Source organism: Burkholderia pyrrocinia (assembly GCF_003330765.1).
GTDB classification, from domain to species: Bacteria; Pseudomonadota; Gammaproteobacteria; order Burkholderiales; family Burkholderiaceae; genus Burkholderia; species Burkholderia pyrrocinia_B.
Genome location: NZ_CP024902.1, coordinates 289004 through 304611 on the forward strand (window position 1 = coordinate 289004; position 15608 = coordinate 304611).

Below are 15608 nucleotides of genomic sequence, written 5' to 3' on the forward strand. Positions count from 1 at the left end.
TCCGTCATTTTAAGACGTCATCCGGTGGACCTGCACCGCGCGGGGCGAAAAAAAGACGGCGGGCGGGCCGTCTTGTGTCCCTTTGATGCCCGCCGACACGAGCGCGCGGGCGTCGGGGCGCGCTCAGCGGCCGCCGGCGGTCCAGCGGGCCGTTGCCTCGGCGACGCGCCGGCCGAACGCTTTTGCGGTTTCGAGGTCGCCCGGCAGCGGGCCCTCGTCGGGCGTCGCATCCGCCGGCGACTGCGCGAGCAGGCCCGTGGAGCCGCCGACGAAGTTGATGTCGTTGCGGGCGGCCGCCTTCGAGTTGGCCGGCATCAGCCCGGTGCCGACCCATACCATCCCATGCTGCATCGACAACGTGACGAAATATTGAATCGTCGAGAACTTGTCGCCGTTCATCGATGCGGAATTCGTGAAGCCCGCGGCGATCTTGTCCTTCCATTTCTGCGTGAACCACGCTTTCGACGTCGCGTCGGCGAACTGCTTGAACTGCGCCGACGGGCCGCCCATGTAGGTCGGCGCGCCGAAGACGATCGCGTCGGCCGCATCGAGCGCGGCCCAGCCCGCGTCGTCGAGGTCGCCAACGGCGAGCAGGCGCACGGTCGCGCCGGCGTCCTGCGCGCCCGCATGCACGGCCTCGGCCAGTTTCTGCGTGTGACCGTAGCCGCTGTGATAGACGATGACGATGTTCGACATGAAGCGTTCTCCGGAAAGGGGCGGGAACGGCGGCCGCAGCGGCCTGCCGCGTCACGCGTCGCCGGCGGGCGGTGCGATGGATGCGCGGCGGGGCGCCGGCGACGCGTGACGAAGAGTCTAGCAAGCCGAAATGACGGGAAAACGCGCGCGTGCGGGGCACGGAAATTCGCGCTGGCAGGCAATCGCGGCGTGGCGGCGCGCGGCGCCTGTTACTGCCCGTAGTTGACCGTAAGTTGCGCGTTGCCGATCGCCAGCGTGCCGATCTCGTGGTCGAACATCGGTGCGGGGCGGCCCTGCGCGACGCGCAGGTCGGTGCCCTTCAGCGCGTAGACGGTGATCACGTAGCGGTGCGGCTTGCCGGGCGGCGGGCACGGGCCGCCGTAGCCGTCGATCCCGAAGTCGTTGCGCGCCTCGCTCGCGCCGATGCGCCGCAGGAAGCCGGACGCGCTCGCGTCGGCGGGCAGGCTCGTGACCGTGGCCGGGATGCCCGCCACGGCCCAGTGCCACCAGCCGTGCCCGGGCGCGTCGGGATCGAAGATCGTGACCGCGTAGCCGCGCGTGCCGGGCGGCGGGTTGTGCCAGGTGAGCTGCGGCGAGCGGTTTGCGCCCTTGCAGTCGCCGCGGTCGAACACGTTCGCGGCGTGGACGCGCCCGCCGGGCGTCAGGTCGTCGCTCGACACGGTGAACGGGCCTTCCGCATGCGCGGGCAGCGCCGCGAAGACGGCAGCGTAGAGGAGAGCGGCGATGAATGGAGACGGGCGACCCGATGGCGCAGGCGGAGTGATCCGGCGATCCACACGCATATGGCGCTTCTCCCGTCACGTGGGCCGAGCCGATGCTCCCGGCGTTGTTGGCGTTGCGTGTCGCCCGCGCAGCTGATGGCGGCGATGGATCAAGTCTAGCATTAGGGTTCGATGAGCGATGCACACCGCAACCCGCGATTGCGACCGGTTCTTGCGCGGGTCGATGGACGAAAAAAAGCCGCCCGCGACGAAGCGGGCGGCTTTTTCAGCCAGGGCGCCGGCCTGCGTGCCGGCGCGGCGTCATTCCTTGGGGGCCGTCGCGCCGCCATGCGCAGCCGACCATTCGGCCGGCGCGTGCAGGAACTTCTCGACTTCGTCGAGCGTCTTCGTCTCGAAGTAGCCCGACGCCTTCGCGACGCGCAGCACGTCCCACCAGGTCGCGAGCGCGTGCAGGTCGACGTCGATGTCCTTCAGGACCGACACGCTTTCCTTGAAGATGTCGTAGTGGAACAGCACGAAGCAGTGGTTCACCGTCGCGCCCGCGGTACGCAGCGCGTTGACGAAGTTGATCTTGCTGCGGCTGTCGGTCGTCAGGTCTTCCACGAGCAGCACGCGCGAGCCTTCTTCCAGATGGCCCTCGATCTGCGCGTTGCGGCCGAAACCCTTCGGCTTCTTGCGCACGTACTGCATCGGCACCATCATCCGGTCCGCGATCCATGCCGCGAACGGGATGCCGGCCGTCTCGCCGCCCGCCACCGCGTCGATCTGCTCGAAGCCGATGTCGCGCGTGATCGTCGTTTCCGCCATTTCCATCAGCGCGCGGCGCACGCGCGGATACGAGATCAGCTTGCGGCAGTCGATATAGACGGGGCTTGCCCAGCCGGACGTGAAGATGAACGGTTTCTCGGCGTTGAAGTGCACCGCCTGCACTTCGAGCAGAATTTTGGCGGTCGTATCCGAGATCGACTGACGATCGTAGCCTGTCATGGGCATTCCTTGGGTGATGAGCGAGGAGCGGGCGCGGGCCCGGTGGCGCAGCACGGGAACCCGGCCGGAGGTCGGGGCGCAATCGGAGGACCGATCGCATCGCTGCGCGCGTAGCCCGCGATTTTACCCGATTCAGGGTGGTTTTCGGCGGAATTCGCGCAGGTTCGCCACGCCGCTCACCACCGGCGAAACAAGCGGGGACGGACCGCTCGCGTGCCGATGCCGGGGATGCGGCGCTGCACCAACGCGTGTCATGCGCGGGGTGTACACTAGGCGACCCTTAGAAATCGTTCAGTACTTTGTACTTTCCTCTTGCCACCCGCCAAGGTTCGATGGCGTGCCGATCCGGCGCGTCGCGTGCCGTCTCGCAGTCGACCATCCCCTCGATTCAAGCAGACGCGGCTCAAGGTGCGGTGTACTGAACCGTCAAAATTTCGCATGTCTCTCGCAGGTCAATCATGGACGAACAACTGAAGCAGGCCGCTCTCGCTTATCACCTGAACCCGAAACCCGGCAAGATTTCGGTCACCCCCACCAAGCCGCTGTCGAACCAGCTCGATCTGTCGCTCGCGTATTCGCCGGGTGTCGCCGCTGCGTGCGAGGCGATCCACGCCGATCCGCTCGACGCGCAGAAGTACACGTCGCGCGGCAACCTGGTCGGCGTCATCACGAACGGCACGGCCGTGCTCGGTCTCGGCAACATCGGCCCGCTCGCCGCGAAGCCGGTGATGGAAGGCAAGGGCTGCCTCTTCAAGAAATTCGCGGGCATCGACGTGTTCGACATCGAACTGTCGGAGTCCGACCCGGACAAGCTCGTCGACGCGATCGCGATGCTCGAGCCGACGCTCGGCGGCATCAACCTCGAGGACATCAAGGCGCCGGAATGCTTCTACATCGAGCAGAAGCTGCGCGAGCGCATGAAGATCCCCGTTTTCCACGATGACCAGCACGGTACCGCGATCATCGCGTCGGCCGCGATCCTGAACGGCCTGAAGGTCGTCGGCAAGAAGCTCGCCGAAGTGAAGCTCGTGTGCTCGGGCGCCGGCGCCGCGGCCATCGCGTGTCTGGACCTGCTGGTGAACCTCGGCCTGACGAAGTCGAACATCCTCGTCGCCGATTCGAAGGGCGTGATCTACGAAGGGCGCGGCAATCTCGATCCGTCGAAGCAGCGCTATGCGGCGACCACCGACGCGCGCACGCTCGCCGATGCGATCGTCGGCGCCGACGTGTTCCTCGGCTGCTCGAGCGCGGGCGTGCTGAAGCAGGACATGGTCAAGACGATGGGCGACCGCCCGCTGATCCTGGCGCTCGCGAACCCGGAACCGGAAATCCGCCCGGAAGACGCGAAGGCCGTGCGCCCGGACGCGATCGTCGCGACCGGCCGTTCGGACTACCCGAACCAGGTCAACAACGTGCTGTGCTTCCCGTTCATCTTCCGCGGCGCGCTCGACGTCGGCGCGACGACGATCACGGAAGAAATGAAGCTCGCGTGCGTGCGCGCGATCGCCGAGCTGGCCGAGGAAACCGACCAGAGCGAGGAAGTCGCGAAGGCATATGAAGGCCACTCGCTCGAATTCGGGCCGGACTACCTGATTCCGAAGCCGTTCGACCCGCGCCTGATCATCAAGATCGCGCCGGCCGTCGCGCAGGCCGCGATGGATTCGGGCGTCGCAACGCGCCCGATCCAGGACATGGACGCGTACCGCGAGCAACTCGGCGCGACCGTCTACCGCACCGGCATGGTGATGCGCCCGGTGTTCGCGACCGCGAAGAAGAAGCAGGCCCGCATCGTGTTCGCCGAGGGCGAGGACGAGCGCGTGCTGCGCGCCGCGCAGTTCGTGCTGCAGGAAAAGATCGCGCAGCCGATCATCGTCGGCCGTCCGTCGGTCATCGAGATGCGCCTGCAGAAGATTGGCTCGAAGCTGAAGGCCGGCGTCGATTTCGAAATCGTCAATCCGGAAGACGACACGCGCTACCACCGCTACTGGCAGGCGTACCACGAGATCGCCGCGCGCGACGGCGTGACGCCGGAAGTCGCGAAGGCCGCGATGCGCAAGTTCAACACGCTGATCGGCGCGATGCTCGTGCACCTGGGCGACGCGGACGGGATGATCTGCGGGATGATCGACACGTTCCACAGCCACCTGAAGTTCATCGAGCAGGTGCTGGGCCGCGCGAAGGGCGCCGAGCACTTCGCCGCGATGAACCTGCTGATGCTGCCGGGCCGCAACCTGTTCGTGTGCGACACGTACGTGAACGAACTGCCGAGCGCCGAACAACTCGCCGACATGACGATCCAGGCCGCGGCCGAAATCGAGCGCTTCGGCATCGCGCCGAAGGCCGCGCTGCTGTCGAACTCAAACTTCGGCAGCGCGCCGTCGGCGTCGTCGCGCCGGATGGCCGAGGCCCGCAAGCTGATCGTCGAACGTGCGCCGAACCTGGAAGTCGACGGCGAAATGCATGGCGACGCGGCACTGTCGGAGCTGATCCGCAAGCAGGCCTTCCCGGGCACGACGCTGTCGGGCGAAGCCAACCTGCTGATCATGCCGAACGTCGAAGCCGCGAACATCGCGTACAACCTGCTGAAGATGGTCGGCGGCGAAGGCGTGACGGTCGGCCCGTTCCTGCTTGGCGTCGCGAAGCCGGCCCACATCCTGACGCCGGCCGCGACCGTGCGCCGGATCATCAACATGACGGCCGTTGCCGCCGCGAACGTGAACACGAAGTAAGTTCGCGCCCGCGTGTGCCGCGCTTCAGGCGCGGCGCAATGAAAAACGCCACGGAGCTGCGTTCCGTGGCGTTTTTTTTATCGTGAACCGCAAGCGGTGCGGGCGGGCGTCCGGACCGCGAACGCCCGCCGCGCGCCGTTACGCGACCTGCTGTTGCGACTGGCCGCCTGTCGGCGAACGCCATTTCGTGAGCAGCGTGTCCCACTTCTGGCGTACCGCGCGCAGGTTGTTGTCCTTCACGTGGCCGTAGCCGCGAATGCCGTCCGGCAGCCCCGCGAGCTCGAGGGCGAGCGGGCGGTTGGCCGCATTCAGCTTGGCCGTCACTTCGCCGATCAGCGCCTCGTACTCGCCGATCAGCGCGCGTTCGGTGCGGCGCTCCTCGGTGCGACCGAACGGGTCGAGCCCCGTGCCGCGCAGGAACTTCGCCTTCGCGAGCAGCCGGAACGCCGACATCATCCACGGACCGTACGCCTTCTTCACGAGATGGCCATGCGCGTCCGTCTTCGCGAACAGCGGCGGCGCGAGGTGGAATTTCAGTTTCCAGTCGCCTTCGAACTGCGCGGACAGGCGTGCGAGGAACGCGGGATCGGACTGCAGCCGCGCGACCTCGTATTCGTCCTTGTACGCCATCAGCTTGAACAGGTTGCGCGCGACCGCTTCGGTCAGCTGCTCCTGCATCGTGTCGCCGTCCGCCAGCGCGCGCTCGGCGGCACGCACCTGGTCGACGAACGCCGCATAGCGCGATGCGTACGCGGCGTTCTGGTACGCGGTGAGGAATTCCACGCGCTTCGCGATCAGTGCGTCGACCGCCTTCTTCGTGTGCAGCGCGATCACCGTGGCGCCTTGCGCGGGGCGTGCATCGCCGGCCGCGGCCTGCTTCACGCTGGCAAGGTCGTGCGCGGCGCGGCGGCCCCAGTCGAATGCCGCGCGGTTCTTCTCGACCGACACGGCGTTCAGTTCGATCGCGCGTTCGAGCGACGCGAGCGTGAGCGGCAGCCAGCCCTTCTGCCACGCGTAGCCGAGCACGAACGGGTTCGTGTAGATCGCGTCGCCGAGCAGCGCGACCGCGAAGCGGTTCGCGTCGATGAAGTCGACGGCTTCGCCCGCCGCCGCGCGGATGTCGTTCTCGGCGGACACGCCGGGGAACGCCCAGTTCGGATTCTTGATGAACTCGGCGGTCGGCGTCTGCGCGCTGTTGACGACCACGCGCGTCGTGTCGTGCCGCATCCGCGACGTGCATTCGTCGCCGGCCGTGACGATCGCGTCGCAGCCGATCACGAGGTCGGCTTCGCCCATCGCGATCCGGGTCGCGTGGATGTCGGTCGGCGCGTGCGAGATCTGCACATGGCTCATCACGGCGCCGCCCTTCTGCGCGAGGCCCGTGACGTCGAGCACGGTCACACCCTTGTTCTCGAGGTGCGCGGCCATCCCGAGCAGCGCGCCGATCGTGACGACGCCCGTGCCGCCGACGCCCGTGACCAGTACGCCGTACGCGCGGTCGATGTCCGGCAGCGTCGGCTCCGGGATCGGCGGCAGTGCGTTGCCATCGACCGAAACCGCCTTCGGCTTTTTCAGCTGGCCGCCCTCGACCGTGACGAAGCTCGGGCAGAAGCCCTTCACGCACGAGAAGTCCTTGTTGCAGCTCGACTGGTTGATCTGGCGCTTCGTGCCGAATTCGGTTTCCAGCGGCTCGACCGACAGGCAGTTCGACTGCACCGAGCAGTCGCCGCAGCCTTCGCACACCGCGTCGTTGATCACGACGCGCTTCGCCGGGTCCGGATACGTGCCGCGCTTGCGGCGGCGGCGCTTCTCGGTCGCGCAGGTCTGGTCGTAGATCAGGATCGTCGTGCCGGCGATCTCGCGCAGCTCGCGCTGCACGTCGTCGAGCTGGTCGCGGTGATGGATCGTCACGTCCGGCGCGAGCAGTGCCTTCTTGTCGTCGTACTTCTCCGGCTCGTCGGTGACGATCACGATCTTCCTCGCGCCTTCGGACGCGAGCTGGTGCGTGATCTGCGGCACCGTCAGCACGCCGTCGACCGGCTGGCCGCCCGTCATCGCGACCGCGTCGTTGTAGAGGATCTTGTAGGTGATGTTCGCCTTCGACGAAATCGCCGCGCGCACCGCCAGCAGGCCCGAGTGGAAATAGGTGCCGTCGCCGAGGTTCGCGAATACGTGCTTCTCGTCCGTGAACGGCGCCTGGCCGATCCACGGCACGCCTTCGCCGCCCATCTGGCTGAAGGTGCTCGTGCTGCGATCCATCCACACGGTCATGTAGTGGCAGCCGATGCCGGCGATCGCGCGCGAGCCTTCCGGTACGTTGGTCGACGTGTTGTGCGGGCAGCCCGAGCAGAACCACGGCTTGCGCTCGGTCTGCACGTGCGGCTTCGCGAGCGCCATTTCCTTCGCGTTGATCACGGCGAGTCGCGCGGCGATGCGCGCGCGCACGTCGGACGGTAGCTCGAACTTCTCGAGGCGCGTCGCGATCGCCTTCGCGATGATCGCGGGCGACAGTTCGTAGTGCGCGGGCAGCAGCCAGTTGCCCATCGGCACCGACCATTCGCCGCCGGCGCCGTCCTTCTCGTCGAACTTGCCGAACACGCGCGGCCGTTGCCCGTCGGGCCAGTTGTACAGCTCTTCCTTGATCGCGTATTCGAGGATCTGGCGCTTTTCCTCGACGACGAGGATTTCGTCGAGGCCGCGCGCGAACGCCTGCGCGCCCTGCGCTTCGAGCGGCCACACGCAGCCGACCTTGTAGAGTCGGATGCCGATCCGCGCGCAGGTTTCGTCGTCGAGACCGAGGTCGGTCAGCGCCTGGCGCACGTCGAGGTACGCCTTGCCGCCGGTCATGATCCCGAAGCGCGCGCTCGGCGAGTCGATCTCGATCCGGTCGAGCTTGTTCGCGCGCACATAGGCGAGCGCCGCGTACCACTTGTAGTCGAGCAGCCGCGCTTCCTGCACGAGCGGCGGATCGGGCCAGCGGATGTTCAGGCCGCCGTCCGGCACGATGAAGTCGGTCGGCAGCACGATCTCGGTGCGATGCGGGTCGATGTCGACCGACGCCGACGATTCGACGACGTCCGTCACGCACTTGAGCGCGACCCACAGGCCCGAATAGCGGCTCATCGCCCAGCCGTGCAGGCCGAAATCGAGATATTCCTGCACGTTGGACGGGAACAGCACGGGCAGCCCGCAGGCCTTGAAGATGTGCTCGGACTGGTGCGCGAGCGTAGACGATTTCGCCGCGTGGTCGTCGCCGGCGAGAACCAGCACGCCGCCGTGCTGCGACGAGCCGGCCGAGTTCGCGTGCTTGAATACATCGCCGGTGCGGTCGACGCCCGGGCCTTTGCCGTACCACATGCCGAACACGCCGTCGTGCTTCGCGCCGGGGTACAGGTTCACCTGCTGCGAGCCCCACACGGCGGTGGCGGCGAGATCTTCGTTGAGGCCGGGCTGGAATACGATCTGGTGGGCCGCCAGGTGCTGCTTGGCCTTCCAGAGCGAAAGATCGAGGCCGCCGAGCGGCGAACCGCGATAGCCGGAGATGAAGCCGGCCGTATTGAGGCCGGCGGCACGGTCGCGTTCCTGCTGGAGCATCGGCAGGCGCACGAGGGCCTGAATGCCGCTCATGTACGCGCGACCGCGTTCCAGTGTGTATTTGTCATCAAGCGTGACGGACTTCAGCGCGGCTTCCAGGGATGCGCGTTGGTCTGCGTCTAGCGGGGCATTCATTAACAGTCTCCTCCACCCAGTTTGGGATCACCAAAACTCGACTGCTCCGGCGTCTTGTGAACGCGTCGGCAGTGGCCGGCATATTGGCCGGTTTTAAGCGATGGTAGCACTGGGGCAAACCCGCCACCCACCGGCCGGAATGCGGCGGCGCATCAGGAAAACAGGGCCGTATGATGCGTTACATCATGTAAAGGCATGTAAAGCCGGCCCCATCTACGGGCAAATGCCGTTAATCTTGTCGGCCTGCCGGAGGTGCCCGGCCGCGTTGGTTGGTTTCGACGCAATCGGGGAGGCGCCGGCAGTTTTACAGGAGGTGCAATGAACACACGTCATATCCAGAGTTTCCTGATCGTGTCCGCCGCGTTTTTCGCGATGACCGGCCCGGTGCGCGCGCAAGGCGCGAGCGCACTGGCGGCAGCCGGCGCGCAGATGCGTCAGATCGTGCCGGCACAAGACGCCGTCGCGCAGCCGTCGGCGGAGCGCGCCGTCGAGTCGAAGGCGAACGCGCGTTGATCCGGTCGCGCGGCCCGCAGGCCGCGCCGGAATGCAAAAAGGGCGGGAATCCTCGGATTCCCGCCCTTTTTCTTTGTACCGCCTGATCGTGCGGCCGGCCGGGTTGCCCCGGGCAGCGGCGTGCCGGATGCGTCAGGCCTTGTCCTGCACGACGCCGCGGCGGATCTGGTCGAGCTCGATCGATTCGAACAGCGCCTTGAAGTTGCCTTCGCCGAAGCCCTGGTTGCCCTTGCGCTGGATGATCTCGAAGAAGATCGGCCCGATCTGGTTTTCGGTGAAGATCTGCAGCAGCAGGTCGTCGCGCGCGCCGTCGATCAGGATCTTGCGCTTCTTCAGTTCGTCCAGCGATTCGCCGTGGTCCGGCACGCGGCGGTCGACCAGCTCGTAATACGTGTCGATCGTGTCGAGCAGCTTCACTTCCTTGCTGCGCAGGCCGTCGACCGCGCCGTAAATGTCGCTCGTGCCGAGCGCGATGTGCTGGATGCCTTCGCCGTGATACGCGTCGAGGTATTCCTGGATCTGGCCGGCGGTGTCCGAGCCTTCCTCGTTGATCGGGATGCGGATCTTGCCGCACGGCGACGTCATCGCCTTCGACTTCACGCCCGTCACCTTGCCTTCGATGTCGAAGTAGCGCACTTCGCGGAAGTTGAACAGGCGCTCGTAGAACTCGGCCCATTCCTGCATGCGGCCGCGATGCACGTTGTGCGTCAGGTGGTCGATGTAGGTGAGGCCGTGGCCGGCCGGGTTCGGATTCGCGCCGGCGATCGGCTCGAAGTCGACGTCGTAGATGCTGATGTCGCCGATCGCGCCCGGCTGCGCGCCGTTCTTGCCGCGCCAGCGGTCGACGAAGTAGATCAGCGAATCGCCGATGCCCTTGATCGCCGGGATGTTCAGTTCCATCGGGCCGGTCTTGTTGTCGAAGCCCCATGCGCCAAGTTCCAGCGCGTGCTTGTATGCCTTCGCGGCGTCCTCCACGCGGAACGCGATCGCGCAGATCGACGGGCCGTGCAGGCGCGCGAAGCGTTGCGCGAACGAATCGGGTTCGGCGTTGATGATGAAGTTGATGTCGCCCTGGCGGTACACCGTCACGTCCTTGTGGCGGTGGCGTGCGATCGCGGTGAAACCCATCCGCTCGAACAGTTGTCCGAGCGCTTTCGGGTCCGGTGCCGTGTATTCGATGAATTCGAAGCCGTCGGTGCCGACGGGGTTGTCCCAGTTGGGGATCTGCATGTCGTGTCTCCTGTGCTTGGCGATCGGCCGGGGCGATGTGCGCATGTCCGGCCCGGTTCGATGTCGAAGGCGGCGCACGCGTCGGCGTGCGCAACGAATCGGTACGTGCGACAGAGTGTAGCGGGCGGCCGCGAGCGGAAGCTTGCGAACTTAGTCGTCCGTGCCTACGATGGCGCAATTTCCAGTCTCTAAATAACCATTGGAGGGCAGAAGATGGCGCAAGCCGAATTGGATGCCATCGACCGGCGGATTCTCGCGATTCTTCAGGAGAACGGGCGCCTGTCGAACCAGGAGATCGCCGAGCGCGTGAACCTGTCGCCGAGCCCGTGCCTGCGGCGGATCCGGCGGCTCGAGGAGATCGGCGTGATCACCGGTTACGTCGCGCTGCTGAACCCGCAGAAGCTCGGGCTCGACCTGCTCGCGTACGTCAGCGTGCGGCTCGAAAAGCGCGGCGGCCTGGCGCCGGTCCGGGCCGATGAGACGTCGGCGCGCGCGGGCGCGACCCATGCGGAGCTGTTTCGCGCGGCCGTGCAGACGTGGCCGGAAGTGGTCGCGTGTCACGCGATGACGGGAGACATGGATTACCTGCTGCGCGTGCAGGTCGAGGACATGGCGCATTTCTCCCGCTTCGTGCAGGAGCATTTGCTGCATCACCCGTCGGTCATCGACGTGAAGACGAGCTTTTCGCTCGAATGCTTCAAGGAGACGACGGCGTTGCCGATTCGGTCGGTGCGCTAGCAAACGCGCCCGGCAGGGAAGGGAGGGGCCGGGCGCGCCGCAGGCGCGGCCCGGTTGGCCGACGTTACGCCGTCAGTGCGGCGGGCATCAGCGATTCGATGAACTTCGACGTGCGGTGCGTCTGGCGCTTGAGCGCGTAGTCGAACACCGCGGCCTGCTCCTGCAGCATCTCGGCGATGATCGTCGAGTGGTCGGCCGGCGGCAGCGACAGGTACGCATCGGCTTCGCCGTACGCGTACTCGATCCGCATCCCGGACTTCTTCGCGATGTGCATCATCGTCGCGTTGCGCGACAGGCAGTGCATGTACAGCATCGTCACGCGCGTGTTGCGGCTGCGGATCGCCGCACGCTCGAACAGTTTCGAGCCGACGCCGCGGCCGCGTGCGCTTTCGAGCACCGACACGCCGAATTCGGCCGTGCGCTTGTCGCCCTCGGCCGGCAGGTAGGCCAGGTGGCCGACGCCGATCAGCTCGAGGCCGTGGTCGAACACGCCGAACACGGTGTCGCGACCGAAGTCGATCGTGCGGACATAGTTCTCGATCACGTGGTCGGGCACCATCTGGCCGAAGCGCAGCAGGCGGTCCTCTTCGTCGAGCGAGAGAAAGTGAGTGAGCATCTGCTCACGGTCTTTGGAAGCCAGTTCCCTGACGAGAACCGGCGCATTACCGGCGGTGCCGACGACATCGGCCGTGCCGTTGAATTGCGTGTTCATCGTGGGTTCCTCAGTGTGTGCCCATACAGCGGGTTGTGCAACGCAACAGCATTTTACCCGCTCCGGATAGGGGAAAACCCGAATTTAACGATGTTTGAGCTGGAGGGGGAATTCTAAATCCGCTTAATTAAATTGCTATCTATTTGATTTTTAACGGATTAAAAATTCATCATATGAAGCGCGCGGCGGGCTGTCGCAGTGTGCCCGTCGCGCAACGCTTGCTGCTGTGCGGCAATCAGGCCGCCGGCGTCAGCCCGCGTTCGATCAGGTCGATCACCTGTTCGGCGAAGTCGCGGTAGCCGAGGCGGCCGCCCGGCTTCAGCCACGTGAACGTCCAGTTGATCATCCCGAACACCATCATCGTCACGGATGTCTGGTTTTCCTTCGAGATGCGGTCCGGGTAGGCGCGTGCGAGCTGCCGCGCGAACGCCGCGACGACGTCGCGCTGGCGGTCGAGCACGATTTCCCGCTGCGCGTCCTCGAGATACTTCACGTCGTTGAGCAACGCGACGTGGCGGCTGTGCGACGTCTCGTACTCGGCGAGGAACGCGCGCACGAGCTCGGCGAACGCGTCGCGCTCGCTGAGGCCGCGCCGCTGGCTCGCGGCTTCGACCTCGGCGATGATCAGCATCAGCCGCTTCGTGTAGCGGTCGAGCAGGTCGAACAGGATCGCTTCCTTGCTCTCGTAATAGTGATAGAGGCGTGCCTTCGACGTGCCGCTCGCGGTCGCGAGATCGGACATCGAGGTGCTCGGGTAGCTCGTCTGCGCGAATTTCTCGGCGGCCAGATCGAGGATCTGCTCGCGCTGGGATTCGTGGTCGGGCGCTCGGGTACGGGCCATGGTCGAATGCGGAAGATTAGTGGTGCGCGGCGGCCGCGCGTACCTGCGTGGAAGAGAGGGCGGCAGGCGTGTCGTCCTGCAGCTCGAGCCGGCCGGCTGCCGCGAGTTCGCGGCAGCGCCACCAGGCGATCGAGTCGCTGACGAACAGTCCGCCGCGGTCGGCGTCGGCCATGATGCTGCCGACGAGGCGCCGTGCGGGCAGCCAGTCGGTTTCCACGCGCGAGACGATCAGCGCGTCGAGATCGGCGTAGTGGCCGCTCTTGATCGTGTTGCTGACCCAGTAGCGAAGTTCGGCGTTCAGGTGCTTCGCCTCCTGCCATTCGAGCGCGAGGCGGCCGATGCGCAGCACCGAGATCGGCGCGGCCACCGGCCGTTTCCGCGCCAGTTCCGCAGGCGAGAACATCCCGGTCGTGCACGCCTGGTCGGTGCGCGACAGCGACGCGCGCTGGGCCGTGTCGAGGTCGGCGGCCGACAGCCGCACTTCGTTCAGGCGCTGCGGGACGTTGCGCAGGTGATAGGCGACGCGGCGCAGCAGCAGCTTGTCGCCGACGCTCGGCGCGTGCCACACGACCACCTGGCCCGACTCCAGCGCGAGCTGGTCGAGGCGCGCGAATTCATCTTCGATTTCCTGGTTCCAGTCGGGAATCTGGTCGCCGAGCACGCGGTGCCAGAAGGCGGCGCGCGTGTCGGGCGTCTCGTCGGCGCCCTTGAGCGGCCCGACGCCGAGATCGTCGAGCAATCCGACGACGCGCTCGTCGCGTCCGGCTTGCGCGAGAGCCTCGCGCAGCGACGCGGCGGCGGTGCCGCCCTGAATCACATGAATGGTACTCATCGGCCTGTCGTCAACAAAAGAAAACCGCCGGCCGGGCGGACGTTGCGATGTCCAGCCGGCCGGCGGCCCCTAGTGTAAGCGAGATGTGTGACGGCGAGAAACCGTCCGGCGCCGCGACGCGACGCCGCTCAACGTTCGTCGTAGCTCACGACGACCTTGTCGCTGACCGGGTGGCACTGGCATGTGAGCACGAAACCGTCCTTCACTTCGTGCTCCTCGAGCGTGTAGTTCTTCTCCATCCGCACTTCGCCCTCGATCACCTTCGCGCGGCATGTGCAGCATACGCCGCCCTTGCACGCGTACGGCAGCGCGAGGCCCGCGCGCAGGCCGACATCGAGCAGGCTCACGCCTTCGTACGGCAGGCGCAGCTTGCGCTTCTTGCCGTCGAGCACGATTTCCAAGTCGGCGGCCGGCGTCTGTTCGGTGATTTCGACGACCGGGGCGCCGGCCTGCGGCAGCGGCGTGCCGAAGCGCTCGACATGCACCTTCGCCTGCGGCACGCCGGCCGCCTTCAGGGCCGCCTCGGCCGCGTCCATCATCGGCGCGGGGCCGCAGATGAACGCCTCGTCGATCGCGTCGGCCGGCGTCAGCGTGCCGAGGAATTCCGTGCATTTCGCCTGGTCGAGCACGCCGTTGAACAGTTCGACGTCCTGCTGGTCGTCCGATAGCACGTGATAGAGGACGAAGCGGTTCATGTAGCGGTTCTTCAGGTCCTCGAGCTCCTCCGCGAACATGATCGCGTCGACGCTGCGGTTGCCGTAGATCAGCGTGAACGTGCTGCGCGGCTCGAGTTCGAGCGTCGTCTTCACGATCGCGAGCACGGGTGTGATCCCGGAGCCACCGGAAAACGCGACGTACTGCTTGCCGTGGTCGGCGTTCAGGTGCGTGAAGAAGCGGCCGTCCGGCGTCATCACGTCGATCGTGTGGCCCGGCTTCAGCGAATCGAATGCGAAGTTCGAGAAGCGGCCGCCGCGCACACGCTTGATGCCGATGCGCAACTCGCCGTCACGGTCGTAGTCCGTCGTGCCGACGCAGATCGAATACGAGCGGCGCGTCTCCTCGCCGTCGATGTGGGTCTTCAGCGTGACGAACTGGCCTTGCGTGAAGCGGTACGCGTCGCGCAGCTCGGGCGGCACGTCGAAGGAGACGGTGACGGCGTCGGCGGTCTCGGGCCGCACGTCGCGGATACGCAGCGGATGAAATTGCGGGGTCGACGACCCCCGCCGGGCCGCCCGAAGGGGGGCGTCTGCCCCCTCGGGGCGCAGCGAACGAAGAGAGCGTGGGGGCTGTTTCATCTCAGTAAGGTTTGAAGTAGTCGAAGGGTTCGCGGCAGTCGACGCAGCGATACAGCGCCTTGCAGGCCGTGGACGCGAATTGCGCGAGGCGTTCGGTGCGGGCGGAGCCGCAGCGCGGGCACGCGGGCGCCGCGACCGGGCGCGGCACGAAACGCACGACGTTCTCCCGCGGAGCGGCGCTGCCGCACTGGCCGACGGGCGGTGCGATGCCGTAAGCGCGCAGCTTGTCGCGCGCTTCCTGCGTGATCCAGTCGGTCGTCCACGCGGGCGCGAGCACCGTCTCGACCCGGTGCGGCGGCAGGCCGGCGGCCTGCATCGCGGCCGCGATGTCCTCGGCGATCTGCGACATCGCCGGGCAGCCCGAGTAGGTCGGCGTGATCACGACTTCGAGCAGGCCGTCGTCCGCGCGGCGGACGTCGCGCAGGATGCCGAGCTCGCGGATCGACACGACCGGGATCTCGGGGTCGGGCACGGCTTCGAGCACGTCCCATGCGCGGGCGAGCAACGGATCGTCGCGGCGCGCGGCGGGCGCGGTGTTGGCGGCGGCGGTCTGGAAGGACATC

Annotated in this window: 13 protein-coding genes; 3 read left to right on the top strand and 10 right to left on the bottom strand. The window is 66.6% G+C overall.

Translation table 11 applies throughout. From position 1 onward, the window contains the following. Positions 1–123 precede the first annotated feature (123 nt). The 3 genes from CUJ89_RS01320 to CUJ89_RS01330 all read right to left on the bottom strand — a co-directional run bounded on the left by CUJ89_RS01320 (position 124) and on the right by CUJ89_RS01330 (position 2426). On the bottom strand, positions 124–696 hold the full coding sequence (locus CUJ89_RS01320; RefSeq protein ID WP_114175649.1) for a flavodoxin family protein: 573 nt from the start codon (positions 694–696) through the stop codon (positions 124–126). A 209-nt stretch (positions 697–905) separates the two neighbouring features. Beyond that, entirely contained in the window at positions 906–1499 is a 594-nt protein-coding gene (locus tag CUJ89_RS01325) for a YbhB/YbcL family Raf kinase inhibitor-like protein (protein WP_114175650.1), read from the bottom strand. A 240-nt stretch (positions 1500–1739) separates the two neighbouring features. Then, positions 1740–2426 carry an orotate phosphoribosyltransferase gene (locus CUJ89_RS01330; RefSeq protein ID WP_011546659.1) on the bottom strand — a complete coding sequence of 229 codons (687 nt, stop codon included), beginning with the start codon at positions 2424–2426 and terminating at the stop codon, positions 1740–1742. Positions 2427–2884: 458 nt separating this feature from the next. Between CUJ89_RS01330 and CUJ89_RS01335 the strand changes: the two genes are divergently transcribed. Next, positions 2885–5155: an NADP-dependent malic enzyme gene (locus tag CUJ89_RS01335; protein WP_114175651.1), complete on the top strand. Its 2271-nt coding sequence runs from the start codon at positions 2885–2887 to the stop codon at positions 5153–5155. Between the two features lie 138 nt (positions 5156–5293). On the opposite strand, the gene CUJ89_RS01340 is transcribed toward CUJ89_RS01335, so the two are convergent. Next, a complete protein-coding gene (locus CUJ89_RS01340; protein ID WP_114175653.1) occupies positions 5294–8884 on the bottom strand; it encodes an indolepyruvate ferredoxin oxidoreductase family protein in 3591 nt (1196 codons plus the stop codon). 318 nt (positions 8885–9202) lie between these two features. Here CUJ89_RS01340 and CUJ89_RS01345 point away from each other — a divergent pair, with 318 nt between their 5' ends. Then, on the top strand, positions 9203–9397 hold the full coding sequence (locus CUJ89_RS01345; RefSeq protein WP_114175654.1) for a hypothetical protein: 195 nt from the start codon (positions 9203–9205) through the stop codon (positions 9395–9397). 132 nt (positions 9398–9529) lie between these two features. Here CUJ89_RS01345 and hppD read toward each other — a convergent pair whose 3' ends face one another. Beyond that, positions 9530–10627 (bottom strand): 4-hydroxyphenylpyruvate dioxygenase, encoded by a 1098-nt coding sequence (hppD, locus tag CUJ89_RS01350; protein WP_114175655.1) that lies wholly within the window; start codon positions 10625–10627, stop codon positions 9530–9532. Between the two features lie 213 nt (positions 10628–10840). Here hppD and CUJ89_RS01355 point away from each other — a divergent pair, with 213 nt between their 5' ends. After that, positions 10841–11365 carry an Lrp/AsnC family transcriptional regulator gene (locus tag CUJ89_RS01355; protein WP_011350656.1) on the top strand — a complete coding sequence of 175 codons (525 nt, stop codon included), beginning with the start codon at positions 10841–10843 and terminating at the stop codon, positions 11363–11365. Between the two features lie 64 nt (positions 11366–11429). On the opposite strand, the gene CUJ89_RS01360 is transcribed toward CUJ89_RS01355, so the two are convergent. From CUJ89_RS01360 to paaD, 5 genes are all read right to left on the bottom strand, one after another. Then, complete coding sequence (locus tag CUJ89_RS01360; protein ID WP_114175656.1) at positions 11430–12077, bottom strand: GNAT family N-acetyltransferase; 648 nt, start codon at positions 12075–12077, stop codon at positions 11430–11432. 235 nt (positions 12078–12312) lie between these two features. Continuing rightward, the gene (locus tag CUJ89_RS01365; protein ID WP_114175658.1) at positions 12313–12918 is read right to left on the bottom strand and encodes a TetR/AcrR family transcriptional regulator; all 606 of its coding nucleotides are present in this window, start codon (positions 12916–12918) and stop codon (positions 12313–12315) included. A 16-nt stretch (positions 12919–12934) separates the two neighbouring features. Continuing rightward, a complete protein-coding gene (locus CUJ89_RS01370; RefSeq protein WP_114175659.1) occupies positions 12935–13750 on the bottom strand; it encodes a DUF1835 domain-containing protein in 816 nt (271 codons plus the stop codon). 128 nt (positions 13751–13878) lie between these two features. Further along, the gene (paaE, locus tag CUJ89_RS01375) at positions 13879–15015 is read right to left on the bottom strand and encodes a 1,2-phenylacetyl-CoA epoxidase subunit PaaE (RefSeq protein ID WP_114178453.1); all 1137 of its coding nucleotides are present in this window, start codon (positions 15013–15015) and stop codon (positions 13879–13881) included. A gap of 31 nt (positions 15016–15046) precedes the next feature. After that, positions 15047–15607: a 1,2-phenylacetyl-CoA epoxidase subunit PaaD gene (gene paaD, locus CUJ89_RS01380; RefSeq protein WP_114175660.1), complete on the bottom strand. Its 561-nt coding sequence runs from the start codon at positions 15605–15607 to the stop codon at positions 15047–15049. Position 15608: the final 1 nt, after the last annotated feature.

What these genes read in the sequence shown, in the direction of transcription:
- CUJ89_RS01320 (WP_114175649.1), bottom strand. Translation starts at nt 696, where the DNA reads ATGTCGAACATCGTCATCGTCTATCACAGCGGCTACGGTCACACGCAG.
- CUJ89_RS01325 (WP_114175650.1), bottom strand. Translation starts at nt 1,499, where the DNA reads ATGCGTGTGGATCGCCGGATCACTCCGCCTGCGCCATCGGGTCGCCCG.
- CUJ89_RS01330 (WP_011546659.1), bottom strand. Translation starts at nt 2,426, where the DNA reads ATGACAGGCTACGATCGTCAGTCGATCTCGGATACGACCGCCAAAATT.
- CUJ89_RS01335 (WP_114175651.1), top strand. Translation starts at nt 2,885, where the DNA reads ATGGACGAACAACTGAAGCAGGCCGCTCTCGCTTATCACCTGAACCCG.
- CUJ89_RS01340 (WP_114175653.1), bottom strand. Translation starts at nt 8,884, where the DNA reads ATGAATGCCCCGCTAGACGCAGACCAACGCGCATCCCTGGAAGCCGCG.
- CUJ89_RS01345 (WP_114175654.1), top strand. Translation starts at nt 9,203, where the DNA reads ATGAACACACGTCATATCCAGAGTTTCCTGATCGTGTCCGCCGCGTTT.
- hppD (WP_114175655.1), bottom strand. Translation starts at nt 10,627, where the DNA reads ATGCAGATCCCCAACTGGGACAACCCCGTCGGCACCGACGGCTTCGAA.
- CUJ89_RS01355 (WP_011350656.1), top strand. Translation starts at nt 10,841, where the DNA reads ATGGCGCAAGCCGAATTGGATGCCATCGACCGGCGGATTCTCGCGATT.
- CUJ89_RS01360 (WP_114175656.1), bottom strand. Translation starts at nt 12,077, where the DNA reads ATGAACACGCAATTCAACGGCACGGCCGATGTCGTCGGCACCGCCGGT.
- CUJ89_RS01365 (WP_114175658.1), bottom strand. Translation starts at nt 12,918, where the DNA reads ATGGCCCGTACCCGAGCGCCCGACCACGAATCCCAGCGCGAGCAGATC.
- CUJ89_RS01370 (WP_114175659.1), bottom strand. Translation starts at nt 13,750, where the DNA reads ATGAGTACCATTCATGTGATTCAGGGCGGCACCGCCGCCGCGTCGCTG.
- paaD (WP_114175660.1), bottom strand. Translation starts at nt 15,607, where the DNA reads ATGTCCTTCCAGACCGCCGCCGCCAACACCGCGCCCGCCGCGCGCCGC.